Below are 24,870 nucleotides of genomic sequence, written 5' to 3'. Positions count from 1 at the left end.
CCGGCAGGATGGGAGCGGTGTCGGCATATCGGTACTTCTACGACTGTGAGTTCATTGAGGACGGTCGCCTGATCGACCTGGTCTCCATCGGGGTGGTGGACGAGCGCGGCCGGGAGTACTACGCGGTCTCCACGGAGTTCGACGGCTCGCGGGCCGTGCCGTGGGTGCGCCGCAACGTCCTGGACAAGCTGCCGTCACCGGCCGACAAGGCGTGGCGCTCCCGCGAGCGGATCCGTGAGGAGCTCCTGGAGTTCCTGGTCGAGCCGCTGCGCGCGGGCGAGGCCGACGAGCTGGAGCTGTGGGCCTGGTATGCCGCCTACGACCACGTCGCCCTCGCCCAGCTGTGGGGTCCGATGCCGACGCTGCCCCGGGAGATCCCCCGGTTCACCAAGGACCTGCGCCAGCTGTGGGACGAGTCGGGCCGGCCGCCCCTGCCCGCGGCGGAGGGGCGGCACGACGCGCTCGTCGACGCCCGGCACAACCTGGCCCGCTGGGCCGTCATGCGTCCGGGGTCGTGACCTGCGGGGCGAAGGGGATGCGCAGCGCCAGGTAGAGCGGCAGCCCGATCGGGGACAGCAGGATCGTCAGGACCAGCACCGGCGCCATGATCAGCGGATGGATCCGCCGCTCGCGGCTGTCCAGGTAGATCCAGCGGCCGACGAGCAGGTCCCACGCGAGCACCTGGGCCCAGACCGCGGCGACCACGTCGTCGTCGGCGAACAGGGCACGCACGCCGGCCAGGTCGGGGTTGAGCATCTCCGCGGCGAAGTCCCCGAAGACAGGTGCGATCGCGAGGGCCCAGACGACCAGCGCCGGCAGGGCGATGAACACCGACCCGGCGATCCGGCGTGACCAGTGCCACTTCGGGGCGACGATCATCAGCGCCCAGAACGGCACGACCACCAGGAACGCGAGCTGGAACAGGGTGCCGGCCATCAGTGGACCTCACTCAGCATCGGTGTGGCGGGGAGCTCCACCGTACGAGGGCGGTCCAGGGCCCAGGCCAGGCCGCCGGCCGTGGCCAGCAGCAGGCCGCCGAGGGCTGCGAGGGTCAGCGCGTCCGGGTGGACGATCGACTGCCCGCGCAGCGCCTGCCACACGAGCAGGGCGGTGAGCGCCGCGTACGCGCTGCCGGCGACGATCACGATGCGGGTCCGCACCCGGTCGAAGCTGAGCCGGGCGAAGCGCCGGGAGGCGAGCATCAGCAGGAACCCGAGCAGCGGCAGGGCCTGCAGCGCGTGCATGCCGATGAAGTGCGCGGCGCGCAGGTCACCGCCGGTGGTGCTCCAGTTGACCAGGGGCAGGCCGGGCCCGCCGTCCTCGACGCCGACGCTGTGCGCGCCGACGATCGTGGGCGCCTCGCCCTCGGGCAGGTCGAGCTGCGCCTTGGTGGGCATGGTCATCAGGAAGCCGACCATCATGCCGCCGAGGCCGACGAGCAGGCCGAAGCGCACGGCGAGCGCGTCGGCCCGGTCCGGCAGGCGCTGGATGAGCAGCAGGATCGCGAGGACCAGCGTGCACATCCAGGCGATCGCGATCGTGGCGCCCATCACGCTGTACAGGATGGAGTCGAGCGGGGTCTGGTTGTTGAAGTGGCTCTGCCGGCCGCGGGCTGCCTGGCCGACGATGATCACCATCTCGCCGATCATGGCGGTAGCGATCACGGTGCCGAGCCACCAGCCGAGCCGCTGCCGGCGGTTCAGCAGGGACAGCAGCCAGGCGATGGTGACGGCGTAGATGGCGATCGACACCGCGAACTTGAACGGCTTGAGCCAGATCGGGACGCCGATCAGCTCCCGGTCGTCGAGCGCGAGCCCGGCACCGGCGAAGATCGCGATGAGGATCATCACCGCGGTGGAGATGATGAGCGGGCGGTGCAGCTGTGCGAGACGCATCAGAGGCTCCCAGCAGTATGGATAGCGGCGCTCTCCACTATTGGAGAGTTATACTATCCATGTCAACCCTGAAAGGACCCTGATGCGCATTGCGGAACTGAGCCAGACGACCGGTGTACCGGTGCCGACGATCAAGTACTACCTGCGCGAGGGGCTCCTCCCGGCCGGCGAGCTGACCAGCCCCAACCAGGCCAGGTATGACGATCGCCACGTCCAGCGGCTGCGGCTGGTGCGGGTGCTGCTGGACATCGGCCGGCTGCCGATCGCCGCGATCCGGGACATGCTCACCGAGCTGGACCGGCCGGACCCCGATGTGCACGAGGTGCTCGGCCGGGCCCTGCCGGCCACCGTCGGCACCCGCGAGACCAGCGACCCGGCAATGCTCGCCGCGGCGCACGAACGGGTGAGAACCTTGATCAGGGAGCGCGGCTGGCTGCTGTCGGACAACGCCCGCACCCGGCAGTCCGCGGCCGAGGTCGTCGCCGCGTTTCAGCAGGTCGGCGCCGATGTCGAGCACCTGCTGGAGCAGTACGCGGACCTCGCCGAGCAGATCGCGGTGCACGACCTGCGCTTCGTCGCCCAGGCGGGCGGCAACGAGGGCAAGCTGCACGCCGCAGTGGTGGGCTCGATCCTGGGGGATTCCCTGCTCGCGGCCCTGCGGCGGATGGCGCAGGAGCACGAGTCGGCCAAGATGTTCGGCATCCGCGACGACAGCTGCTGAGGCCGTCCAGGACGGCCGGCGGGCGGAAAGTGCTGACTGATGCGACGTCGGCGAGTTCAGGCGGAGCGACTACAGTGCGCTGTGAATCGGCAGCGTCGCCAACGAGGGCTCGACCGCGCCCGTCAGCATGGTCGGGCAGCACCGCAACCAGGAAGGCAAGATCTAGCATGCGTATCGGCGTACTGACCGGGGGCGGCGACTGCCCCGGACTCAACGCGGTCATCCGTGCCGTGGTCCGCAAGGGAATCTCCACCTACGGTCACGAGTTCGTGGGCTTCCGGGACGGTTGGCGTGGCCCCCTCGAGGGCAACACCCGTGAGCTGGGCATCGCACAGGTCCGTGGCATCCTGCCGCGCGGCGGCACCATCCTCGGCTCCTCCCGGACCAACCCGTTCAAGATCGACGGCGGCGTCGAGAAGATCAAGTCGAACCTGGCCGAGCTGGGCATCGACGCGCTCGTCGCGATCGGTGGCGAGGACACCCTCGGCGTCGCGGCGAAGCTGACCGACCTGGGCGTCAACGTCGTCGGCGTGCCGAAGACGATCGACAACGACCTCGGCGCGACCGACTACACGTTCGGCTTCGACACCGCGGTCAACATCGCGATGGAGGCCATCGACCGGCTGCACACCACGGCCGAGTCGCACCACCGCACGCTCGTCGTGGAGGTCATGGGCCGCCACGCCGGCTGGATCGCGCTGCACGCCGGCCTCGCCGGTGGCGCCAACGTCATCCTCCTGCCGGAGCGGCAGTTCGACGTCGAGCAGGTCGCCGGCTACGTCGAGAAGCGCTTCCAGACGCAGTACTCCCCGATCGTCGTGGTCGCCGAGGGCGCGCAGCCGCTCGACGGCCAGATGGTGCTGCACAACCAGGAGCTCGACGCGTTCGGCCACGTCCGCCTCGGCGGCATCGGCCAGTGGCTCGCCGAGCAGCTGGAGGCGAAGACCGGCAAGGAGGCCCGCACCGTCGTGCTCGGCCACATCCAGCGCGGTGGCACGCCGACCGCGTTCGACCGGGTCCTCGCGACCCGCTTCGGCCTGGGCGCGATCGACGCCGTGCACGAGGGCGACTTCGGCAAGATGGTCGCGCTGCAGTCCACGGACATCGTGCGCGTCCCCCTGGCCGACGCGACCCGTGAGCTCAAGACCGTTCCGGTCGAGCGGTACACCGAGGCCGAGGTCTTCTTCGGCTCCTGATCCCCGTCACGGCCCGGCTCTAAGGTGTGTTTGGTAAGTGGGTCCGCCGCAGCCCGGCATCCACTTGCCAAACACGCCTTGGCTCGGCTGGGGCCGGGCCGCGGTGCGTCGCCAACCTAGGGAGTGAGTTCGTGCGGACCATCGCCGTCTTCGGTGCCGGCAAGCTCGGTGAGGTGCTGCTGTCAGGGTTGTTGCGGGCCGGCTGGTCCGCCGACCGCCTCCTCGCCACCGCCCGCCGCCCCGAACGGGCCCAGGAGCTGGCCGAGCGCTACGGCATCAAGGTCGTGGACAACGAGACCGCGATGCTCGAGGCCGACGTGCTCACCGTCGCGGTGAAGCCGCAGGACGCCGGGGCGCTCCTGGCGGACCTCGGCCCGAAGCTGCCGGCCGGCAAGCTCGTCGTGTCGCTCTGCGCCGGCCTGCCCACCGCGTTCTTCGCCCGGCACCTGCCCGAGGGCACCCCCGTGGTCCGGGTCATGACCAACACCCCGGCGCTGGTCGACGAGGCGATGACCGCGATCTCGGCCGGCCCGCACGCCACCGCCGAGCACCTCGCCCTCACCGAGGAGATGTTCCGGCCGCTCGGCCGCACCATCCGGGTCCCCGAGTCCCAGCAGGACGCGGTGACCGCGCTGTCCGGCTCCGGCCCCGCCTACTTCTACTTCCTGGTCGAGGCGATGACCGACGCCGGCATCCTGCTCGGCCTGCCCCGCCAGGTGGCGCACGACCTCATCGTGCAGACCGCGATCGGCTCGGCGGTGATGCTGCGGGAGTCCGGCGAGCACCCGGTGAAGCTCCGCGAGGCCGTGACGTCGCCGGCCGGCACGACCATCAACGCGATCCGCGAGCTGGAGAACCACGGGGTCAGGGCCGCGTTCCTGGCCGCGCTCGAAGCCGCCCGCGACCGCGCCCGGGAGCTCGCCGCGCAGAGTGGTTGAATCTCCCCGTGACCGTCATCACTTGCGCGTGCTGCGGCGTGGAGCTCGGCGACGTGCCGAGCATGTGGTCGTTCTCCGCTCCTGACACCTGGGCCGTCCCCGGCGTCGGCGGGGCATCGTTCCTGGAGGAGGAGCTGTGCTTCGTCGAGCTGCCCGATCTCGATGAGCAGCACTTCTTCATCCGTGGCCTGATCGAGGTCCCGGTCCGCGGCGCGCCGGACGCGCTGACCTACAGCGTCTGGGCCAGCCTCAGCGCGGCCGGCTTCGCCCGGGCCGTCGAGCAGTGGGAGGACCCGGACCGGGCCGACGAGCCGCCGTTCTTCGGCCAGCTGGCCAACCGGATCCCGGGCTACCCGGAGACCCTGCGGCTGAAGGTCCGGGTGCACACGCGCCGGCCCGGGCTGCGTCCCCTGGTGGAGCTCCGGGCGCACGAGCACCCCCTCGCGGTGCGGCAGCGCGAGGGCATCGACGCGCACGAGCTGCCGGCCATCGCCGCCGCGTGCGGTGCCTGAGGGCGGCACCGGCTGACACTTCGTTCATTCAGGTATTCACCGGTATCCGACACGGTGTGGTGCCCGTACCGTTACGTGCAGTGAAGCTGATGCACGTCGTGACCGGTGGCCCCCCGCTCGTCACGTGTCCCGCGCTCGGTGCCCTTCCCCAGCCGACCAGCGCGGCGTGAAGCCCGCCGTCGGCCGCAGAGGTGGTCGACGGCGGCTTTGCGGCAATGCCGGCTCGAACCGGCGGCGCAGGTGCGACATGATAGCCGGGTGCGATTCGAAACCAGCCGTGCACTCGACGCGGTCGAGCGGAGACTGAGTGTCGACCCCCTCGCTGTCGGTGGGGTCATCGACCTGGTGGAGGCTGCCCGCAGCGTCGACCTCGACGGCGGTCGCCCCGCCTCCCTGCTGCGCCTCGGCATGTTCATCGACGCCCTCAGCCGGCAGCTCGGCGACGGCAACGTCGCCCTGTATGCCGTCGCCGAACGCGGCGCCATGTCCGACACCGATTTCACCTCCAACGAGCGCATGGTGCTGCGCCGCTGGTCCGACGACGGGCTGATCGAGATGCTGCCGCCCGGTGCCCGGACCGGTGCCCGGGTCCGGGAGGCGGCCGCGCTCACCGGCCTGCCCCTGATCAGCCGCACCCCGTTGCCCGGCCACCCCGGCCCGGTCTACCTCACCACCGGCGCCGCCGGCGGGATGGAACTGGCCCTGGCCCCGTCGACCGGCTCCTCGCCGCGGCCGCACCCGGTGCTCGGCCGGTTCTGGCGCTGCCCGGCCGCCGACTGCCCGACGTTCGGCCGGCAGCCCGCCGCCGGCGCCGGACAGCCACCACCCGCGCTGCCCAGTGGCGCCCCGCTGTGCCCGCGCCACGGCGACCGGCTGATCGACGCCGGTCCCCGGCCGCCGGCGATGACGATGGCGGTGCGCATCGACGGCATCGTGCGCGCCCGCTTCCCGCTGACCGCGGCCCGCCCGGTCGTCGTCGGCCGGGCCCCGGACGAGCCGGGCGGCATCACCATCGGCAACTGGCTCAACGACGAGTCGACCCGCCGGGTCAGCCGCAACCACGTGCGCCTCGAGCTGCGCGACGGCATGATCCTGGTCACCGACGTCAGCACCAACGGCGCCGCGGTCCTGGCCCGGACCGGCTCCTCGGTCCCGCCCCGCGAGGTCGACCTGCACCGGGGCGAGCCCAAGGCGATGGGGGAGTGGGACGAGGTCGAGCTCTATCCCGAGGTCACCGTCGGCCGCGCGGACCGTCCACCGTCGTCGGTCGCCAAGGGCGGCGCCCCCAACTCCGTCATGGCCGACGCGCCCACGATCGCCCTGCGCCTGCCCAAGCAGTGACGCAAGAGTAAACCGGTTGTCGTTGCAGCGACGGCGAGCTATATTTCGGGCGTGATCACGACGACCGCCCTCTTCGAGGCAGGCCTATCGGCCGCCCCGGCGGTCGCGTACGCCTCGGCACTGCGAAGCTGACCCTCCTCCCGCAGCCTTTCATGCGGAACCTACGGAGGAGGGTGGTCCGGCCACCCTTCACGAAGGTGGCCGCACGGTTCTGCACACCCACCACACATCCACTGTGGAGTGTCAGATGGCCAAGCAGACGTTCACGAGGAACAAACCCCACCTCAACATCGGCACCATGGGTCACGTCGACCACGGCAAGACGACCCTGACCGCCGCGATCACCAAGGTGCTCGCCGAGCGCTACCCGACCGTCAACCGGTACACCTCGTTCGAGGGGATCGACCGGGCGCCGGAGGAGATCAGCCGGGGCATCACCATCAACATCGCCCACGTCGAGTACGAGACTGCGACCAGGCACTACGCCCACGTCGACATGCCCGGCCACGCCGACTACGTGAAGAACATGATCACCGGCGCGGCCCAGGTCGACGGTGCGATCCTGGTGGTCAGCGCGGTCGACGGGGTCATGCCCCAGACGCGCGAGCATGTCCTGCTCGCGCGGCGCATCGGCGTGCCCCACCTGGTCGTGGCGATGAACAAGGCCGACGCGGTCGACGACGCCGAGTTGCTCGACCTGATCGAGCTGGAGATCCGCGAGCTGCTCAGCGGCTACGGGTTCCCTGGTGACGACGTGCCGGTCGTCCGGGTGTCCGCGCTGCGGGCGCTGCAGGGCGACCCGGCCGGCGTGCGGTCGGTGCTCGACCTGCTCGACGCGGTCGACCGGTATGTCCCGGTGCCCGACCGGGTGCTCGCCGAGCCGTTCCTGATGCCGATCGAGAACGTGCTCACGATCACCGGGCGCGGCACCGTCGTCACCGGCGCGGTCGAGCGAGGCACGCTGCGGCTCAACGCCCCGGTCGAGGTCGTCGGGCTGGGCCCCACCCGGTCCAGCGTGGTGACCGGCCTGGAGACGTTCGGCCGGCAGCTCGAGCAGGCCGAGGCGGGCGACAACGCGGCGCTGCTGCTGCGCGGCATCCGCCGCGGCGACGTGCAGCGGGGCCAGGTCGTCGCCCTGCCGGGGTCGGTCTCGCCGCACCGCCGGTTCACCGCCCACGTGTACGCGCTGACCACGAAGGAAGGAGGCCGGCACACGCCGTTCTTCGCCAACTACCGGCCGCAGTTCTTCTTCCGGACCACGGACGTGGTCGGGTCGGTCGACCTGGGCGAGGTCACGATGGTCATGCCCGGCGACACCGTCGACCTGACGGTCGAGCTCGGCAAGCCGGTCGCCATGGCCGAAGGCCTCGGGTTCGCCGTGCGCGAGGGCGGTCGCACCGTCGCCGCCGGCACGGTCACCGAACTCCTCGACTAGACGACTCCGAGGTGGGCAGTGGTCGGTATGGACTCCGACCATGTTCAAGGCCCGGCCGACGCACCGCTGACCCTGCTCGAGTACGGGGACTACCAGTGCCCGTACTCGGGCCGGGCGTTCGGCGTGGTGGAGCGCCTGCAGCTGCACTTCGCCGGGCGGCTGCGGTTCGCGTTCCGGCACTTCCCGCTCGTCGACAAGCACCCGCGGGCGATGCCGGCGGCGCTGCTCGCGGAGGCGGCCGCCGACGCCGGTTCGTTCTGGGGCATGCACGCGCTGCTGCTGTCCCACCAGGACAGCCTGGAGGACACGGACCTGTCCCGGTACGCGGAGCAGTTCGGTCTCACGGGCACCGGCGGGACCCGGGCGCACTACCAGCGGGTCGACGACGACCTCGCCGCGGGCCGGTCCGCCGGGGTGCGAGGGACGCCCGCGTTCTTCGTGAACGGTGTGCCGCACGAGGGCGGCTTCGACTTCGAGTCGCTCCGTGAGGCGCTCGATAAAGTGGCAATCGGGTGAGATAAGGGTGAACAGTGTCGATTGCCAGAAGAGTTACGGCTTGTCCTCCCTAGGATCTTTGAGAATAAACACAGCCAATTTTGAGCTGAACTAAGGTTGCCGTTAAGAGCGTCAGGGCAACCTGTAGGGGATGCGGAACCGGTACGTAGACCTCCTGCGAGCCGTCGCGATCATCCGGGTGGTGACCTACCACACCCTGGGGTTCGCGTGGCTGACCGTTGCGTTCCCGGCCATGGGCCTCATGTTCGCGCTCGGCGGCTCCCTCATGGCCGCCTCCCTCGACCGTGCCGACGGCGTCGGCCTGAAGGCGATCGGCCGGCGCATGCGCCGCATCGTCGTGCCGTTCTGGGTGCTGGGCGCGTTCGCCATCGTGCTCATGTCGTTCATGGGCGGGCTGGAACACACCTGGCGTCTCGTCCTGTGGTTCCTGCCCCTGGACGACCCGCCGACGTCGGAGAAGGGCGGGGTCTGGTTCAGCCAGATCTGGTACGTCCGCTCCTACCTGTGGTTCATCATCCTGTCGCCGGTCATGCTGTGGCTCTTCCGGAAGGCGCCGATCCCCACCGTCCTCGTGCCGTTCGGGATCCTCGTCACGATGTGGGAGACCGGCCACGGCACCGGCGGCATGGTCCGCGACTTCTTCATGTACGCGCCGATGTGGATGCTCGGCTTCGCCCACCACGACGGCACCCTGCAGCGCGTCTCCCGCAAGGTGCTGTGGCCGGCGTGCCTGGTGATCGGTGGTATCGGGCTTTTCATGCTGTACAGCAACCCGGGGCCGCGCGGGTACGACATGAACGACGTGCCGGTCGCCGACGTGCTGTGGTCGACCGCCTTCCTGCTGGTGATGCTCAACGCGGCGCCCACGGCGCTGAGCCTCGGCGCGGCCGAGCCGGCCGTCGAGGCGGTCAACCGGCGGGCGCTGACCATCTACCTGTGGCACGAGGCCGTGATCACCGCGGTCCGGCTGGCCGCGGTCGCCGCCGGGGTCTCGCTGCTCGGCCCCTACGGTGGGCTGCTCCAGATCGTGCTGGTGTTCGCGCTGGTCACCCTGGTGGTGCTCGGGCTGGGCTGGGTCGAGGACCTGGCCGCCAGGCGCAAGCCGAAGCTCATCCCGCTACCGACCCGGACATCCGCCCGCGGGCTGGAGGACCAGGCGCAACCGGTACCGGTGTAAAAAGCAAGACGACACGCCGACGGCGCCTCGAGGAGCAGCCGGAAACCCGTTCAGCGCAAAAGTTGCCACACGACACGCCGACACTGGTCTTTGCTGGAACTTGCTGGAACCGGCTACCGTGCCGTTCGTGTCCGAACCGATCACCATCGAGATGCTCGAGCGGCGGATCGACCGGTTGCGTGGCGAGCTGCGACGGGCCGCCACCACCGGTGACCGGACCATGGCCCGTGCCCTGCGGGCCGAGCTGCGCCAGGCGGAGCACGCCTGGGACGACGCCCTCGCCGACCTGGAGGACCAGGCCCGGCCGGCGCCGCAGCCGGTGCACAAGCCGATGCTGTCGATCCGTGAGCAGGTGCACCACGCGCTGACCCTGCTCACGGTGCCGGCCGCGCCGAAGCTCATCATCGCCGTCCACGACGCCTTCTTCCCGGGCGAGCTGGTCGCGGCGCGCCTCACCAGCCTGCGCCGCGACGAGGAACGCTCGTTCCGCGTCCAGCCGTTCGGCCGGCCGTACTACCTGTGTCCCGCGCTCACCGCCGACCTGCTGTCCCCGGCGCGCGGGCTCCTGGCGTTGTCCACCTGGCCCCTGGAGATCAGGGTCGTCGGACCGCTCAGCGCCCGCGTCGACTTCCTCATCGGCGCGATCAAGGTGGCCCAGCGGGTGGCGCAGCTGCCCGAGGACGCCTACGACGCCCGGCGGCTGCTGTGGCGGTTCGCCGCGAGCATCCCCGGGGCGGGGAGTGCCGGCATCACCCCCGAATCAGTTGCCGAGCTGGCCCAGGCCGAGCTCGACGTGCACCTGGAAGCCGACACCGCGGACCGCACCGCGGCGGCGACCCGGGCACAGGAACGCCTGGACGGATCCGAAGCGCTGTTCGGAGCCCGTCTGCAACGCCTGCGTCGTACCGCGAGCACGACGTGAAACCGCGAAATTCTTCCCCGAAAGAAGACCGCTCATGGACCCACTGGTCGACCGGTTGGACCGCATCCGCGGCACGGTGGCGCCGCGCAACCACAACGCGCGCACCATCGCGGCCCTCACCAGCAACCCGGGGTGCGGCCGCCGCGGGCTGATGGACGCCGCCGGGGTCAACAAGGGCGCCGTCGCCGGGCAGCTCGGCTTCCCCGCCGGCTTCGGCCAGTCCCGGTTCGCGATCGCCCGTGGCAACGCGTTCGAGGCGCAGGTGAAGGCCGACGGCGCCGCCGAGCTGCTGCAGCTGCTGCGGGAGCGGCTCGGCCTGGCGATCCCCGAGGTCGCCTACGACGACCTGTCCAACGTCGGCGGCAACGCCAGCCGCGAGGTCCGGTACGCCCGCACGAAGGCGCTCCTCGCCCGGGCCGCGTCCGACCGGGACGACGCGGGGACGCTCTTCGACCACCCGATGCTGCGGCTGGAGATCGCCGGGTACTACGCGTACCTGGAGCCGGACCTCATCGCGTTCCGGGCCGGCGGCAAGTTCCACGTCGTGGAGATCAAGTCGTTCGCGGTCATCGACGGCCAGGCCGACCCGGGCAAGACCGCCGCCGCCGCGACCCAGTCCGCGGTGTACGTGATGGCCATGCGCGAACTGCTCGCCGAGCTCGGTCACCCGCCGGAGTCGGTGTCGCACGACGTGGTGCTCGTCTGCCCGGAGAACTTCGCCAACCGGCCCACCGCCACCCTCGTCGACGTGCGCAAGCAGCTGACCGTGCTGCGGCGGCAGCTGTCCCGGCTCACCCGCCTGGAGTCGATCCTCGACGCGCTGCCGGCCGGGTTGACCTTCGACCTCGCCTACGACGGCGACCAGCAGGCCACCCGCCCCGCCGACGAGCTGCGCAAGGCGGTCAGCACGATCGACGCCCGGTACAGCCCGGACTGCCTCGGCACGTGCGAGATGGCGTTCTTCTGCCGGGACGAGTCGGCCGGCTCGACGTCCGCCCTCGGCCGGTCGGTCCGCGACGACCTCGGCGGGGTGGAGAGCATCGGCACCGTGCTCGGCCTGGCCCGGGGGACGCTGACGCCGGGCGCCGGCCAGGAGGAGATCGCCGGCCTGCTGCGCTTCGCGCACAAGCTGCGCACCGAGTGCCTCGACGGCATCGGCTGAAACAGTGAGCGAGCGGAGCGAGCGAACCATGTTGCAGCGCCTCGTGCCTCGCGGCGCCGGTGAGCGTAGCGAGCCGGCGACGTGAGTATCCTGACGGCGCTCGCCCGGGCGGAAGCGGTGGAGTCCGGCCGGGCGCAGCCGCTGACCACGGTCCGGCACACCCACGTCGCCGAGCGGCCCCTGGTCCTGGTGCCGCTGAGCCTCGCCGGTGAGGCCGCCGCGCCCCTGGCCGCGATCGTCGGCACCGACCCCGGCGAGCCACGGCTGCTGGTCGTGGCCAACCCGCGCGACCGCACCCAGCGCTTCGACTTCGTCGCCGAGCTGGCCCGGGTCGTGCTGTCCTACGTGGACGGTTGCGCCCGCAGCGTCGACACCGGCGCCGGTGGCACGAAACTGCGCTACGCCGAAGCCCCCCAGGTCATCGTGCCGAACCGGGGCGGCGTCGAGTTCGTGCGGCTGCTGGGCCGCTCCACCCGGTTCCGCCGGCCGTTCGGCCCGTACCCGGTGCACCGCACCGTGCCGATCCTCGGGCAGTGGCTGACGTTCCTGCGGGAACGCGCCGACCACCCCGGCTCCTCGATGCTCCTGGCCATGACGTCGGTGCTCAGCGAGCACTGGGCGACCGGGCAGAGCGGCCTGGAGGACGCCAACCTCGCCGCGCTGCTCGGCTGGATCGACCCGCCCGGCGGGCTCGACGGCGCGAGCGCCGCGGCCCTGGCCGAGGACCCGCTGCGCTCCCCGCCGGCCGGGCCGAGCACCGACCCGACCTTCGACAACGAGATTCTCGCCCCCGCGCTCGCCGCCGTCGCCCGCTCGGACACCGACGACTTCGCCCGGGAACGGGCGCTCGCCGCGCTCACCGCCGCCGTCGCCGACCAGATGCGGCCCACCTGGGACCTGACCTGGCAGGCGGTCCGGCTGCTGCGGGCCCGGCCGGCGGGCGGGTCCGTCGAGACCCGCTGGGCGATGGACCGCGACGTGTTCACCATGTACCACATGGCCCTGGCCGAGGGGACCGCGCTGCCGCAGCCCCGGCGGGACAGCGCCGTCGCCGCCGCGGGCCGGCTCGACCGGCTCGAACGCGAGCAGGCCCGCTACGACGCGCAACGGGCCCTCGACGACCCCCTCGTGATGGCCGAGTTCCGGCTGTCGGGGGAGGCCTTCACCGGCACGGTCGTCGCCGCGTCGCCGAACCGGGTCGACACGTCGGGCAAGAAGGCGGCGCTGCGCCCGCACATCACGGTGCAGACCGACGACCCGGTGCGCCTGGAACCGGGCGCGCACCTGGTGTCCCCGGCCCGCCTCGCCCAGCAGGCGACGGTCGTGTCGGTGTCCAGCGTGGACGTCGTCCTCGAACTGTCCAAAGGCATGGGCCGCTCCACGAAACAACCGGCGCCGGGGTCGGTGCCGGAGGTGGGGGAGCGCGTCACGTACGGCCCGGTCACCGACGCCTACCAGCCGCCGGGCCGCTTCCCGAGCCGCGACGACACCCCGTGGACGCACGGCGGCCCGCCGCCGGTCGTCGAGTACAACGCGAGCGACAACGACGCCGTGGAGGATTGGTCGTGAGCGGCCAGCGGAGCGGCTCGGGCCGCTCACCATTGGCTCAGGTGGGCTCGCGTCGGCGCCGGAGCGCAGCGGAGGTGACGGCGTGAGCGGCCAGCGGAGCGGCTCGGGCCGCTCACCATTGGCACAGGTGGGCTCGCGTCGGCGCCGGAGCGCAGCGGAGGTGACGGCGTGAGCAGTGTGATCGATTCTATTCTCAGCGACTTCGGCTCCGCCGCCGGTCGTGGGGTCGTCGTCGACTCGCCACCCGGCGCCGGCAAGTCGACCCTGGTCGTGCGCGCCGCGCGTACCCTCGCCGAAGCCGGTGAGCGACTGATGGTGGTCGCCCAGACCAACGAGCAGGTGGACGACCTCATCGACCGGCTCGCGACCGCTGCGCCCAACCTGGCGATCGGCCGGCTGTCCGCGTCGACCTACGTCCCCGCGCAGCGCGTCGTCAAGCACGGCACCGTCACCGTCAGCGGCGCCGTCAGCGACATGAACGCCAGCGCCGTCACCATCGGCACCGCCGCGAAGTGGGCGACCGTCACCGACGGCAGCTGGGAACGGGCGATCGTCGACGAGGCGTACCAGATGCGCTCCGACATGCTGCTGCGCGTCGCCGGCCGGTTCTCCCGCGCGCTGTTCGTCGGCGACCCCGGCCAGCTCGACCCCTTCTCGGTCGTGGCCGTGGAGCGCTGGGCGGGCCTGTCCTGGGACCCGATGCAGAGCGCCGTCGCGGTGCTGCTGCGGCACAACCCGGACCTGCCCGTGCACCGGCTGCCGGTGTCGTGGCGCCTCCCACCGTCGGCCGCGTCCGTGGTGTCGGCGGCGTTCTACCCGTTCACGCCGTTCGAGGCGGGCACGAAACCGGCGGACCGGCGCCTGGAGTTCTCCGCCCGGGCGCTCGGCGGCGATCACGGCCTCGATGCGACCCTGGAGACCGCCCGCCGCACCGGCTGGGCGCTGCACGAACTGCCGGCCCGGCACACGGTGCGCACCGACCGGGAGGCGGTCGCCGCGATCGCCGACCTGGTGACCCGGCTGCTGCAGCGCGGCCCGGTCGCCTACTCCGAGCACGCCCCGGACGGCCGGCCCGTCACCGTCGACCGGGTCGCCGTCGGCGCCGCCCACCGCGACCAGGTCGCCGCGATCCGTCAGGCCCTGGCCGGCACGGTCGCCGCCGACGTCACCGTCGACACCGCGAACCGCCTGCAGGGCCGCGAGTACGACGTCACCGTCATCCTGCACCCGCTGTCCGGCCGCCGCGACGCGAGCGCCTTCCACCTCGAAGCGGGCCGCCTCTGCGTGCTCGCCTCCCGGCACCGGCACGCGTGCGTGGTCGTGGCCAGGGCCGGCATCGCCGAGCTCCTCGACACCCACCCGTCCGCCGAGCCGGTCCACCTCAACGTCCCGGTCCGCTTCCCCGACGGCTGGGAGGCCAACCAGGCCATGCTGGCCCACCTCAGCGGAGATCACTGACCAGCCTGGTTCAGCTCGGGTTCAGCGCAGTTGTGGCAGGAAACGGTGCCGGGCGAGCGCCATGGTCGTCTCGGCGGCGAGCGCGGCGACGAACGCGGTGATCGCGAGGACGACGATCCAGGCCCAGATCCGGTAGCCCGGCGGGTGGGCGTAGGCGACCCAGTGCAGCGTGAACGTGGCGACCGCCGCGTAAGGGAAGGCGAACGCCCAGAACCCCGAGGCGAAGTGCAGGTGGCGGTACACGCCGACGAGCCGGAGCTGCACGAGTGCGGCCAGCAGGGTGTAGCCGGCGAGCCCGAAGGTCACGGCGTCGACCCGGTTGCGCGTGACGGCCAGATACGCCAGACCGGCGAGGGCCGGTGGGGCCGCGAGGATCGCCAGGGTAGGTCGCAGCTGCGCAGGCAGCGGGGGGCGGAAGTACAGCCGGGCCAGGATCATCGACTCGATGACGAGCCACGACACGGCACCGAGGCCGAAGAACACCCTGGCCGGGCCCGCCCAGCCGGCGAGAGCCGCGCCGATGGCGGCGATGAGTCCGCCGGCGACGGCCGGCAGCACGTATCCGGGATGGAGTTTGTCCAGGTCGAGGCCCGCGGAGAGCCACTGGCCGGTCATCCAGGCGGCCAGCACGACGGTGCCGGCGGCGAAGACGCCGAACAGCCATTGGCCCGCCGTGCGTTCGTGCCGCATCAGGCCGACGGACAGCAGCATGCCGACGATCGGGATCAGCGAGACGAACGGCCCGAGCACCGGGTCGGCCAGCTCGGCGGACCAGCCGCCGGGCCGTCGCGGCACCTGCGACAGGTAGCTGATCAGGAGCGCCAGCCACACGGCGGCGGCCAGGACGCACAGGATGTCGGAGACGAGTGCGGGGGCGAAGCCCAGCAGCGCGGCGTAACCCCAGCAGCCGGCCAGGCCGGCCAGTCCGTACGCGATGCCGAACAGGTTCGGGGTGATCCCGACGTGCGGCTCGCTGGTCCGTGGGTTCACGGTCGGGCACTACCCGGCACCGCGGCGGTTATCCCGGGACCGATCAGGTCAGGACGTGCTTGGCCTCGTACATGGCGGTGTCGGCGCGGTGCAGGACGTGCTGGGACTCCTCGCCGGCGTGGAAGCGGGTGCCGCCGACGCTGGCGCGGGCCGTGATCGTCCCGCCGCCGAGGACCGCGACCGGCTCGGTGAGCGCGGCCCGGATCCGTCCGGCCAGCTCCGGCACGCCGTCGGCGCCGAGCGTGCCGTGGGTGAGCACGACGAACTCGTCGCCGCCGAGGCGGGCGACCAGGTCGCCGGTGCGCGCCGCCGCGGTGAGCCGGCCGGCGACCGCGGCGAGCAGCTGGTCGCCGGCGGCGTGGCCGAGGGTGTCGTTGACCGTCTTGAAGCCGTCGAGGTCGATGAACAGCACCGCGCCCTCGCCGACGCCGAGCGCGGCGTCGAGGGCGGCCATGAACGCGCGGCGGTTGGCCAGGCCGGTGAGCGCGTCGACGTGCGCCAGCCGCCAGGTCTCCTCGAGGAGCTCGCAGGTGCGCAGCGCGGTCGCGGCCTGGTCCGCGACGCCGGCCATCCGGTTGATGATCTCGCGGGCGCGGGTGGTGCCCTGCGGGGTGTCGTAGGCGGCGACCAGGATGCCGTACGGGTGGTCCGGCAGTGCGATGTCCACGATGATCATCATGTCGTGGCCGAACGTGTCGAGCATGGCGAGGATGAACGGCTCCTCGCTGGTGCGGTCGTAGACGCGGGCGCGGCCGGTGTTGGCGCGGAAGCGGTCGAACAGGTCGGTGTCCTGCGGGGACACGGTGAGGTTCTGCGCCTTGCGCAGCCGGCCGTCGCCGGCCCCCGAGTTGGCGATCATGCGGAGTTTGCCCTGCTGGTGCAGCAGCACCGTGGCGGAGTCGGCGCCCATCACGGACCGGACGGCGTCCGCGGTGACCTCGGCGACCTCGGTCGTGGTCCGGGCCAGGGTCAGCTTGCGCGCGAGGGCCAGGAGGCTCTCCGCGGTCCGTTGCCGTTCGGCGGCGGTCTCCAGGGCCGACAGCGCGTCGAGGGCGACGGCGGCGAGGTTCGCGTACGCGTCGAGCATCCGCCGTTCCGCGTCGAAGAAGTCCTCGCAGTAGGCCACGAGATACCCGTAGTAGCGGTTCGGTGAGGCGATGTCGGCCACGAGCGTGCCGCCGTAGCTGGTCGGCGGCGCGTCGGTGAGCACGGCGATCTCGGCGTCGGTCAGCCCGTAGCCGTGGACCTGTCGCGGCTGGTCCGGCACGGGGGAGGCCACGAGCAGGAACGCCTGGGCGTTGACGGCGTAGCCGGCCCGGTCGGCGACCACGGCGAGGGCCCGCTCGGGCTGCTCGGCGGCGACGAGCTCGGCGACGGTGCGCTGCAGCAGCTCCATCCGGCCGGCGAGGACGTCGTCGGTGCTGTCGTCGGCGGGCCGGCGGCGGCCCCGCCACAGCCATGACAGCAGCCGGCGCTGCCGCCAGCGGACCGTGTACACGCACGCCTCGGCGCCCTCGACCTGGCAGACGTCGTGGGTGACGGTGGCCGCGGGCAGCCCGAACAGCGCCGGCAGCTGGGTGAGCAGCCCGCGGGTGTAGTCGCAGTCGTAGCGGCTGGGCTGGTAGCCGGCGCGCAGCCGGTACTGCACCGTGGCGGTGCCGTGCCCGGTCGACAGCGTGGACATGTCGGCGCTGGCGTTGAACTTGGCGCTGGTCGTCGCGATCAGCCGGATCAGCTGCGTCGGCCCGCCGAGCATCAGCAGGCCCAGCCGCAGCGGGGTGTTCACCGAGTAGGACAGGATGCTCTGCCCGACCCGCAGCCCGACGGACTCGTCGCCGAGTGCCTGCGCGGCGGCGGCGAACACGTTGATCTTCGTCTCGTAGGACCACCAGCGGCGGGCGTCGTCGTACGCCTCGGGCGGCTCGTGTTCGCCGGCGAGGTTGAGCACGTGCGCGACCGTGGTGTCGCCGCCCCTGGCGCGCACGTATCGCACGATGGCGCGCAGGGTGACACCGGCCGTCTCGCGGATCTGTTCCATGGCGCCCTCCGGTGCTCGACATCGGCGCGGTCCGGGGACTGCTGAGGATGATCGGCGGGTAAGACTGCTCACATGGATGCCGAATCCGCTGAACCGTTGATCGTCGTGGACGGCGCCAATGTCGTCGGCTCCGTGCCCGACGGCTGGTGGCGGGACCGGCGCGGGGCCGCGACCCGGCTCCGCGACGCCCTGGCGGCCCGGGACGTCTCCACGCTGCCGGCCGTGCTGCTCGGTGCGGTGACCCTGGTGGTGGAGGGTGCCGCCCGGGGTGTGCCGCCGGTTGCGGGTGTGCACGTGGAGGCCGCGCCGCAATCCGGTGACGACCACATCGTCGCGCTCGTCGCCGACAATGTGGTCCGCCGTCCGGTCGTGGTGGTGACCGCGGACCGGGAGCTCCGGCAACGGGTGCGCGAGCTCGGTGCGAGTATTGTCAGCCCCGGTGAGTTGCGCGCGTCGATCCCATATGGTGGACGACGTGATTCTACCTAGCGGATAGGATTTGTCGGCAACATGTGCGCACCTTGGCATGGGTTTGCTGGCACCCTAACCCATGATCTTCTCAACATCCGGGAAGGGATTGACCCGTCGCCGTAGGGTGGCAAAGCTGGACTCGTAGACGTGTCGTGAATGGCCGGTGAATGTCGGCCAAAAACATCAGACAAATTGTCATCGATCTATTCTGTGCGGCAGGTTACAGATCTGTCGCAGGGCGTGACGATGCTGGTAAGGTCGGTGCCATGTGCCATGAGGTACTCCTTGACCCGTTGTGGGTCTCGCGGCGTGCACACCATTTCGACGGCCTTTGTCGAGCGGCTATCCGTTGATTCGGCGTCATTCCAAAGGCTTTTCGAGAGGATTTGAAAATGGCCATTTCGGTCGTCGGTGCTCCTGAGGTAGCGCCATCGGTGGTCACCATCACCGTGCACATCACCCTCAACGGGGACGAGCTCCCACCGGAGGCGTCCCGCCTGATCAGCGACCTCGAGGCGCTCGCCGCCAGCCAGGCCAAGCAGCAGATCCAGCCGTCGATCCAGCCCTCGATCCAGCGGGGCCCGCAGACCCCGGCGCCGCTGCAGCGCGCCACCGCACCGGCACACACGCTGCAGCACGGGCCGTCCCAGCACACCGGCCGCAACCTGCGGCTGGTCGAGACCACCGACGCCGGCACCGCGACCGGCGTGACCGAGCCGGCCCGGGTCAAGCGGATCGGCGCGGCCACACCCGACGCCCCGTCGCTCTACCTGTGCACCGGCTCCCGGCTCGTCCTGCGCGACGGCGCGCCCGTGCCGCTGACCCGCCGCGAATACGACCTGTTCCTGTTCCTCTGCGAGCACCCGCGCCGCGTGTTCAGCCGGGCGCAGCTGCTGCGCCAGGTGTGGGGCTACGACATGGTCGGCACCGAGCGCACCGTCGACGTCCACGTGCGGCGCCTGCGGGTCAAGCTCGGCGAGGCCGCCCGGATCATCGCCACCGTCCGCGGCGTCGGCTATCGTCTCGACGATGACGCCGCCGTCCAGGTTGTCGTTCGCGAGGACTGACCCCCGGATCCCCGCGCTCGCCGCGGGGATCCTGCTCCTGGTCGACCTGCTGCGGGTGTGGCTCCCGTCGATCATCACGATCTTCGGGCAGGCCGCCTCGACGCCGGCCGAGCTCATGGGCGCCTTCGCGCTGCTGTGGTTCCTCGTCCCGTTCGCCGTCGTGCCGCTCGCGGCCAGGTGGGACGCGGCGAAGGTCGCGATCGCCGGTGCCGCCGGGCTCGCCGCCTGCCGCTTCGCGCTGCTGTTCGTCCACGGTGGACAGCCGCAGCTGTACGTCGCCTCCACCGGCCTGCTCGCCGGGCTGACCTGGCTCGCGGCGAGCGCCGTGCGGGGCGGCCCCGCGGCCGTCGGCGTCCCTGTCGGCCTCGCCGCCGCCGCGTTGCAGCACGCCGCCCTGCGCACGGTCGACCTCAGCTGGCAGTCCCGCTGGTGGGCCGCGCCGATCGTCGCGCTCGAGTGCCTCTTGCTCCTGTGGTGCCAGCGCCGCGCCGCACCCGGTCGCAGCTCCGCGGCGGCCTGGTTCCTGGTCGGCCCGGCGATGCTGCTCGCGGGGATGTTCGCCCTGTCCCCGGCGATCGCGACCGTGGCCGTGTCGTTCCGGTTCGACCCGGTTGCGAGCGACGCGCCGCCCGCCGTCCCCGAACTGCTGCTCGGCCTGGCCGTCGCCGGGTTCCTGGCCGGTGCCACCGGGCGGCTCCGGGGGCGTTTCGACCGGGTCCTGGCGGGGCTGCTGCTGCTCGCCGCCGCGGTCATCTGGCTCACCCCGGACGGGTTGTTCGTCGCGCTGCTGCTCGGCTGCGGCGCGCTCGGCCGGGCGTTCCGGGCCGCGGACGGTGCTCCCGCGCCGCCCGGTACTTCAGCGGCGGACGGCACACCCGCGGCGGACGCCGGCCGGGGTGCGGCGGCCGGGTATGCGGCGGTCGCCGGGATGGTGGTGTTCGCCGTCGCCGCCGTCGCCTACTACGCCGCCTACGACCTCGGCTACCCGAACCAGTGGGTGCCGGTCGCCGTCGCCGTCGCCCCCGCCTGGATCCTGCTGCGTTCCGGGGCGGGCGTCCCCGCGGCCGGGGTGCCGCGCCGGGCCGCACTCGCCGGGCTCGCCCTGTGCTTCCTCGTGCCGCTGCTCGGGGTCACCGTCACCCCGGCGGTCACGGCCACTGACGGCACGGCGGGCGGGCCGGAACGGGGGTTGCGGCTCGTCGCGTACAACATCCGCATGGGCTTCGGGCTCGACGGCACCTACCGTCCCGCCGCCGCGGCCCGGGCGATCGCCGCGTCGGACCCGGACGTCGTGGTCCTGTCCGAGGTCGACCGGGCCTGGCTGCTCAACGGTGGCCACGACGACCTGCGGGTCCTCGCCGCCGAACTCGGCATGCGGTACTGGTTCGGGCCGGCCGCGGACGCCGTCTGGGGCGACGCGGTGCTGACGAACCTGCCGGTCGGCGCGGTCGAGACGGTGCCGCTGTCCGCGGTGGGCGCGCCGACCGGTGCCCAGGCCCTCGGCGTCGTCGTGCGGTTCGGCGGCCGGGACATCGCGGTCGTCTCCACCCACATCCAGCCGCCGCCGGACGCCGAGCCCCTCGTGCAGGTCGCCGAGATCGCCGCGTTCGCGACCCGGTTCGGCGCGGGCCGGCCCACGTTCATCGCCGGTGACCTCAACATCGAGCCCGGGGACGCGTCGATGCGGGCGTTCGCGGACGCCGGGTTCGCCGACGGGTTCGCCGCGTTCCGGCCGGTGCGCACGTTCCCCGCCGACGTGCCCGTGAAGCAGATCGACCACGTCCTCGTCCGGGGCCTGACCTGCGCCGATGTCAGTGTCGGCAGGGCAGTGACGTCGGACCATGCGATGGTCGCCACAACATTGCGGTGATTGAGCCGGCCCGCCGGTGGGCAACCTGACGCTCAGAGAGAAAGGGGCAGCGATGAGCGTCACACATGCGAACGGGAGCAAGATCGGTGGCTGGGCCGATGACACGGCCACCGATACTCGCGACGACCTTGGCAACACGGTCGACACGATGTCCGCCAAGACCAAGCAGCGCGCGGCCGAACTGGCCGAGCAGGGCAAGGACGTGGCACGCCGTCGGCCCGTTCCGCTGGTGACCGCCGCAGCGGCCGGAGTCGCCACCGTGATCGTCGCGGTGGTCACGGTCGTGCGTCGCCGCCGGAAGCCGACGCCGCGTCAGCGGGCCGTCAACGCCTGGCGGAGCACCAGCAAGAGCGTGAGGAAACGGGTCAAGCGGTAACCTCCTCTCGATCACGGCGCCCCGCACCGGTCCCCGGTGCGGGGCGCCGTGCCTATGCGGCCATGCGGTACGCGGCGAGCTGGGTGGCCTGGGCCACGACGTGGCCGTCGGCGTCCCAGATCTCGCAGACCTGGTCGACGAGGCTCTCGGTGAGCAGGCGGGCGCGCTGGCGGACCCGCAGCGGACCCGGGGCGGGCAGGGCCCGCACGTACACCGTCAGCTCCAGCGTCGGGGTCCAGCCGTTGCTGCCCAGGGTGAACGTCGCCGGCGGGAACGCGTCCGCGGCGAACAGCAGCGACACCGGATCCCAGCCGGCGCCGTCCGGCAGGCGCAGCCAGCCGCGCAGCTCACCGGGCGGGTCGCCGACCGCCTGCCAGTCGATGCGCTGCTCGAACTGGTCCAGCATGTCGATGCGCAGCCCGGTGCCGGGCGCCTCCGACGGCGTCGGCAGCAGATCCGCCTCGGCGGCGACCGGAGGGGCAGTGCTGTCGATCCAGCGGGGGTCGCCGGCCGCCGCGAGCGTGCCGAGGGTGAACAGCGCCTCGACGCAGGTGCGGTCCTTCTGGCTCAGCCGCGTCCTGACCTGGCTCGCGGAGCGGCCGGCGCGCAGCACCTCGACGGTGACGGCGGCCGGGCCGGGGTCCGGCGGCGACAGGTACACCGCGCTCGCCGACATCGGGTGCGGCTGGGTGCCGGCCGCCTCGACCGCGGCGCGGGCGAGGATGGCGAGGAGGTAGCCGCCGTTGGGCTTCCCGCCGACGGTCCACAATGGATCAAGGTCGGCTGCGAAGCCGCCGGCGCCGTCGGACTCGATCCGCGTCGCGTCGGTGAACGCTGCCACGCCTGCCTCCTTCTGGTTGGATGACGGCATGGCTCGCACGCGGCTCTACCGCAACGGTGACCTGGTAGCCGAGGATTTCCCGCTCGACGATATCTCGGATCACCTGCAGGCCGACGACACAGTCGTGTGGCTGGATCTCACGGCACCGTCGCAGCAGGACTACGAGCGGGTGCAGGAGGAGTTCGGGCTGCACCAGCTGGCGATCGAGGACGCGTCCTCGCCGCGGGAGCGGCCGAAGCTCAGCCACTACAGCGGCCACCTGTACCTCAGCGCGTATCAGGTCGGCTTCACCGCCGACGCCGCCGACCTGGTCGTGCACCAGGTGTCGGCGTTCCTCACCGACCGGGCGCTGATCACGGTCCACGGCGACGGATTCGACGTGGACGCGGTCGTGCAGCGCTGGGACGCCACCACCGAGCTGGCCCGGCACGGCGTCGCCTACCTCGCCCACGGGCTGCTCGACGTCATCGTCGACGGGCATTTCGACGCGGTGCAGGAGCTCGACGACGCGCTCGAGGCGCTCGAGGACAAGCTGTTCGAGGAGACCCCGGCGGCGGTCCGCGACGTGCAGCAACGCAACTTCCGGCTGCGCCGCGTCCTCAGCCACCTGCGCAAGATCGTGCTGCCGATGCGCGAGGTGGTCAGCGGCCTGAGTCGCACCTCGTTCGTCGACGAGGACATCGCGCCCTACTACCAGGACCTCTTCGACCACGTCATGCGGGTCACGGAGTGGACCGAGAGCCTGCGAGACTTCGTGGCGAGCATCCTGGAGTCGAACCTCGCCGTGCAGGGCAACCGGATGAACAACATCATGAAGAAGGTCACCAGCTGGGCGGCCATCATCGCGGTGCCCACCGCTGTTACTGGTTACTACGGGCAGAACCTTCCGTTCCCGGGTTACGCGCACCGCGCGGGCTTCGTGACCTCCGCCGTGCTGATCGTGGTGCTGTCCGTGGGGCTGTACGTCACCTTCAAACGCAAGGATTGGCTATGAACTTCGATGTAGTGGTCCTCGGCGCGGGCCCGGGCGGGTACACCGCCGCCGTGCGCGCCGCCCAGCTCGGCCTGCGCACCGCGATCGTGGAGGACAAGTACTGGGGCGGCGTCTGTCTCAACGTCGGCTGCATCCCCAGCAAGGCCCTGCTGCGCAACGCCGAGCTGGCGCACATCTTCACCGCCGAGGCCAAGACGTTCGGCATCCAGGGGTCGGTGACCTTCGACTACTCCGCCGCGTTCCAGCGCAGCCGCAAGGTCGCCGACGGCCGGGTCAAGGGCGTGCACTACCTGATGAAGAAGAACGAGATCCGTCAGTACCACGGCCGCGGTGTCTTCCTCGACGACCACACCCTGCAGGTCGGCGACGACACGATCACGTTCGCCAACGCCATCATCGCCACCGGTGCCACCACCCGGTTGCTGCCCGGCACCTCGCTGTCGTCCCGGGTGGTCACCTACGAGGAGCAGATCCTGGCCGAGGAGCTGCCGTCCTCGATCATCATCGCCGGGGCGGGCGCCATCGGCGTCGAGTTCGCGTACGTCCTGCACAACTACGGCGTCAAGGTCACCATCGTGGAGTTCCTCGACCGCATGGTGCCCCTCGAGGACGCCGAGGTGTCGGCGGAGCTGGCGAAGCGCTACAAGCGGCTCGGCATCGAGGTGCTGACCTCGACCCGGGTGGAATCCGTCGCCGAGTCGTCCTCCGGGGTCGAGGTCACCGTCTCGGCGGGCGGGGCGTCGAAGGTGCTGCGGGCCGACAAGCTGCTGCAGGCGATCGGCTTCCAGCCCCGGGTCGAGGGCTACGGCCTGGAGAAGACCGGGGTGGCGCTCACCGACCGGGGCGCGATCGCCGTCGACGGGCGGCTGCGGACGAGCGTGCCGCACATCTACGCGATCGGCGACGTCACCGCGAAGCTGATGCTCGCGCACGCCGCCGAGTCGATGGGCATCATCGCCGCGGAGACCATCGCCGGTGCGGAGACCATGGAGCTCGACTACGTCATGATCCCGCGGGCGACGTACTGCCAGCCGCAGATCGCCAGCTTCGGCTGGACCGAGGCGCAGGCCCGCGAGCAGGGCTTCGACGTGAAGGTGGTCAAGTTCCCCTACACCGCCAACGGCAAGGCGCACGGCCTCGGCGACGCGACGGGCTTCGTGAAGATCATCAGCGACGGCAGGTACGGGGAGCTTCTCGGCGCCCACCTGATCGGCCCAGAGGTCACCGAGCTGCTGCCGGAGCTGACCCTGGCCCAGCAGTGGGACCTGACGGTGCACGAGGTCGCCCGCAACGTGCACGCCCACCCGACCCTCGGCGAGGCCGTCAAGGAGGCCATCCACGGCCTCGCCGGTCACATGATCAACATGTAACTCTCAGTCTC

24 protein-coding genes are annotated in these 24,870 nt (G+C 71.7%); 19 read left to right on the top strand and 5 right to left on the bottom strand.

Features of this window, described 5'->3' with window-relative positions; genetic code table 11:
• Window positions 1-17 precede the first annotated feature (17 nt).
• Window positions 18-518 carry a polyadenylate-specific 3'-exoribonuclease AS gene (locus ACFPIJ_RS20285; RefSeq protein WP_380116713.1) on the top strand — a complete coding sequence of 167 codons (501 nt, stop codon included), beginning with the start codon at window positions 18-20 and terminating at the stop codon, window positions 516-518.
• On the opposite strand, the gene ACFPIJ_RS20280 is transcribed toward ACFPIJ_RS20285, so the two are convergent.
• Window positions 499-936: an ABA4-like family protein gene (locus ACFPIJ_RS20280; protein ID WP_380116712.1), complete on the bottom strand. Its 438-nt coding sequence runs from the start codon at window positions 934-936 to the stop codon at window positions 499-501. The two genes, ACFPIJ_RS20285 and ACFPIJ_RS20280, sit on opposite strands and share 20 nt — an antisense overlap.
• Window positions 936-1,895, bottom strand: coding sequence for a hypothetical protein (locus ACFPIJ_RS20275; protein WP_380116711.1), 960 nt, complete (start codon window positions 1,893-1,895; stop codon window positions 936-938). Before ACFPIJ_RS20275 ends, ACFPIJ_RS20280 begins: the two co-directional genes overlap by 1 nt.
• Window positions 1,896-1,977: 82 nt before the next feature.
• Between ACFPIJ_RS20275 and ACFPIJ_RS20270 the strand changes: the two genes are divergently transcribed.
• From ACFPIJ_RS20270 to ACFPIJ_RS20215, 12 genes are all read left to right on the top strand, one after another.
• Window positions 1,978-2,616 (top strand): MerR family transcriptional regulator, encoded by a 639-nt coding sequence (locus tag ACFPIJ_RS20270; protein ID WP_380116710.1) that lies wholly within the window; start codon window positions 1,978-1,980, stop codon window positions 2,614-2,616.
• A 167-nt stretch (window positions 2,617-2,783) separates the two neighbouring features.
• The gene (locus ACFPIJ_RS20265; RefSeq protein ID WP_380116709.1) at window positions 2,784-3,812 is read left to right on the top strand and encodes a 6-phosphofructokinase; all 1,029 of its coding nucleotides are present in this window, start codon (window positions 2,784-2,786) and stop codon (window positions 3,810-3,812) included.
• A gap of 131 nt (window positions 3,813-3,943) precedes the next feature.
• Window positions 3,944-4,750 carry a pyrroline-5-carboxylate reductase gene (gene proC / locus ACFPIJ_RS20260; protein WP_380116708.1) on the top strand — a complete coding sequence of 269 codons (807 nt, stop codon included), beginning with the start codon at window positions 3,944-3,946 and terminating at the stop codon, window positions 4,748-4,750.
• Between the two features lie 8 nt (window positions 4,751-4,758).
• Window positions 4,759-5,262 (top strand): DUF2199 domain-containing protein, encoded by a 504-nt coding sequence (locus ACFPIJ_RS20255; RefSeq protein ID WP_380116707.1) that lies wholly within the window; start codon window positions 4,759-4,761, stop codon window positions 5,260-5,262.
• Between the two features lie 258 nt (window positions 5,263-5,520).
• A complete protein-coding gene (locus ACFPIJ_RS20250) occupies window positions 5,521-6,603 on the top strand; it encodes an FHA domain-containing protein (RefSeq protein ID WP_380116706.1) in 1,083 nt (360 codons plus the stop codon).
• A 247-nt stretch (window positions 6,604-6,850) separates the two neighbouring features.
• On the top strand, window positions 6,851-8,038 hold the full coding sequence (tuf, locus tag ACFPIJ_RS20245; RefSeq protein ID WP_380116705.1) for an elongation factor Tu: 1,188 nt from the start codon (window positions 6,851-6,853) through the stop codon (window positions 8,036-8,038).
• Window positions 8,039-8,065: 27 nt separating this feature from the next.
• The gene (locus ACFPIJ_RS20240) at window positions 8,066-8,554 is read left to right on the top strand and encodes a DsbA family protein (protein WP_380116704.1); all 489 of its coding nucleotides are present in this window, start codon (window positions 8,066-8,068) and stop codon (window positions 8,552-8,554) included.
• 130 nt (window positions 8,555-8,684) lie between these two features.
• On the top strand, window positions 8,685-9,731 hold the full coding sequence (locus ACFPIJ_RS20235) for an acyltransferase family protein (protein WP_380116703.1): 1,047 nt from the start codon (window positions 8,685-8,687) through the stop codon (window positions 9,729-9,731).
• Between the two features lie 127 nt (window positions 9,732-9,858).
• Window positions 9,859-10,653, top strand: coding sequence for a hypothetical protein (locus ACFPIJ_RS20230; protein ID WP_380116702.1), 795 nt, complete (start codon window positions 9,859-9,861; stop codon window positions 10,651-10,653).
• A 34-nt stretch (window positions 10,654-10,687) separates the two neighbouring features.
• Window positions 10,688-11,815 (top strand): hypothetical protein, encoded by a 1,128-nt coding sequence (locus ACFPIJ_RS20225; protein WP_380116701.1) that lies wholly within the window; start codon window positions 10,688-10,690, stop codon window positions 11,813-11,815.
• An 81-nt stretch (window positions 11,816-11,896) separates the two neighbouring features.
• Entirely contained in the window at window positions 11,897-13,384 is a 1,488-nt protein-coding gene (locus ACFPIJ_RS20220) for a hypothetical protein (protein ID WP_380116700.1), read from the top strand.
• Window positions 13,385-13,552: 168 nt separating this feature from the next.
• The gene (locus tag ACFPIJ_RS20215) at window positions 13,553-14,842 is read left to right on the top strand and encodes an AAA domain-containing protein (protein WP_380116699.1); all 1,290 of its coding nucleotides are present in this window, start codon (window positions 13,553-13,555) and stop codon (window positions 14,840-14,842) included.
• 21 nt (window positions 14,843-14,863) lie between these two features.
• On the opposite strand, the gene ACFPIJ_RS20210 is transcribed toward ACFPIJ_RS20215, so the two are convergent.
• Both ACFPIJ_RS20210 and ACFPIJ_RS20205 read right to left on the bottom strand, forming a co-directional pair.
• Window positions 14,864-15,832: an SLAC1 family transporter gene (locus ACFPIJ_RS20210; RefSeq protein WP_380116698.1), complete on the bottom strand. Its 969-nt coding sequence runs from the start codon at window positions 15,830-15,832 to the stop codon at window positions 14,864-14,866.
• A gap of 43 nt (window positions 15,833-15,875) precedes the next feature.
• Complete coding sequence (locus ACFPIJ_RS20205; protein ID WP_380116697.1) at window positions 15,876-17,870, bottom strand: diguanylate cyclase domain-containing protein; 1,995 nt, start codon at window positions 17,868-17,870, stop codon at window positions 15,876-15,878.
• A gap of 72 nt (window positions 17,871-17,942) precedes the next feature.
• On the opposite strand from ACFPIJ_RS20205, the gene ACFPIJ_RS20200 reads away from it, so the two are divergent.
• The 4 genes from ACFPIJ_RS20200 to ACFPIJ_RS20185 all read left to right on the top strand — a co-directional run bounded on the left by ACFPIJ_RS20200 (window position 17,943) and on the right by ACFPIJ_RS20185 (window position 21,654).
• Complete coding sequence (locus tag ACFPIJ_RS20200; protein WP_380116696.1) at window positions 17,943-18,359, top strand: PIN domain-containing protein; 417 nt, start codon at window positions 17,943-17,945, stop codon at window positions 18,357-18,359.
• A 374-nt stretch (window positions 18,360-18,733) separates the two neighbouring features.
• Window positions 18,734-19,408, top strand: coding sequence for a winged helix-turn-helix domain-containing protein (locus ACFPIJ_RS20195; RefSeq protein ID WP_380116695.1), 675 nt, complete (start codon window positions 18,734-18,736; stop codon window positions 19,406-19,408).
• Window positions 19,371-21,278 (top strand): endonuclease/exonuclease/phosphatase family protein, encoded by a 1,908-nt coding sequence (locus ACFPIJ_RS20190; protein WP_380116694.1) that lies wholly within the window; start codon window positions 19,371-19,373, stop codon window positions 21,276-21,278. The genes ACFPIJ_RS20195 and ACFPIJ_RS20190 overlap by 38 nt, the downstream gene beginning before the upstream one ends.
• 16 nt (window positions 21,279-21,294) lie before the next feature.
• On the top strand, window positions 21,295-21,654 hold the full coding sequence (locus ACFPIJ_RS20185; protein ID WP_380116693.1) for a hypothetical protein: 360 nt from the start codon (window positions 21,295-21,297) through the stop codon (window positions 21,652-21,654).
• A 52-nt stretch (window positions 21,655-21,706) separates the two neighbouring features.
• On the opposite strand, the gene ACFPIJ_RS20180 is transcribed toward ACFPIJ_RS20185, so the two are convergent.
• The gene (locus ACFPIJ_RS20180) at window positions 21,707-22,495 is read right to left on the bottom strand and encodes a thioesterase family protein (RefSeq protein WP_380116692.1); all 789 of its coding nucleotides are present in this window, start codon (window positions 22,493-22,495) and stop codon (window positions 21,707-21,709) included.
• Window positions 22,496-22,523: 28 nt separating this feature from the next.
• Between ACFPIJ_RS20180 and ACFPIJ_RS20175 the strand changes: the two genes are divergently transcribed.
• Both ACFPIJ_RS20175 and lpdA read left to right on the top strand, forming a co-directional pair.
• The gene (locus ACFPIJ_RS20175) at window positions 22,524-23,489 is read left to right on the top strand and encodes a magnesium transporter CorA family protein (protein ID WP_380116691.1); all 966 of its coding nucleotides are present in this window, start codon (window positions 22,524-22,526) and stop codon (window positions 23,487-23,489) included.
• Complete coding sequence (lpdA, locus tag ACFPIJ_RS20170) at window positions 23,486-24,859, top strand: dihydrolipoyl dehydrogenase (RefSeq protein ID WP_380116689.1); 1,374 nt, start codon at window positions 23,486-23,488, stop codon at window positions 24,857-24,859. The genes ACFPIJ_RS20175 and lpdA overlap by 4 nt, the downstream gene beginning before the upstream one ends.
• The last annotated feature ends 11 nt before the right edge of the window (window positions 24,860-24,870 follow it).

It is taken from the genome of Dactylosporangium cerinum, assembly GCF_042653625.1.
GTDB classification, from domain to species: domain Bacteria; phylum Actinomycetota; class Actinomycetes; order Mycobacteriales; family Micromonosporaceae; genus Dactylosporangium; species Dactylosporangium cerinum.
This window is presented reverse-complemented; position numbering and strand designations above follow the sequence as displayed.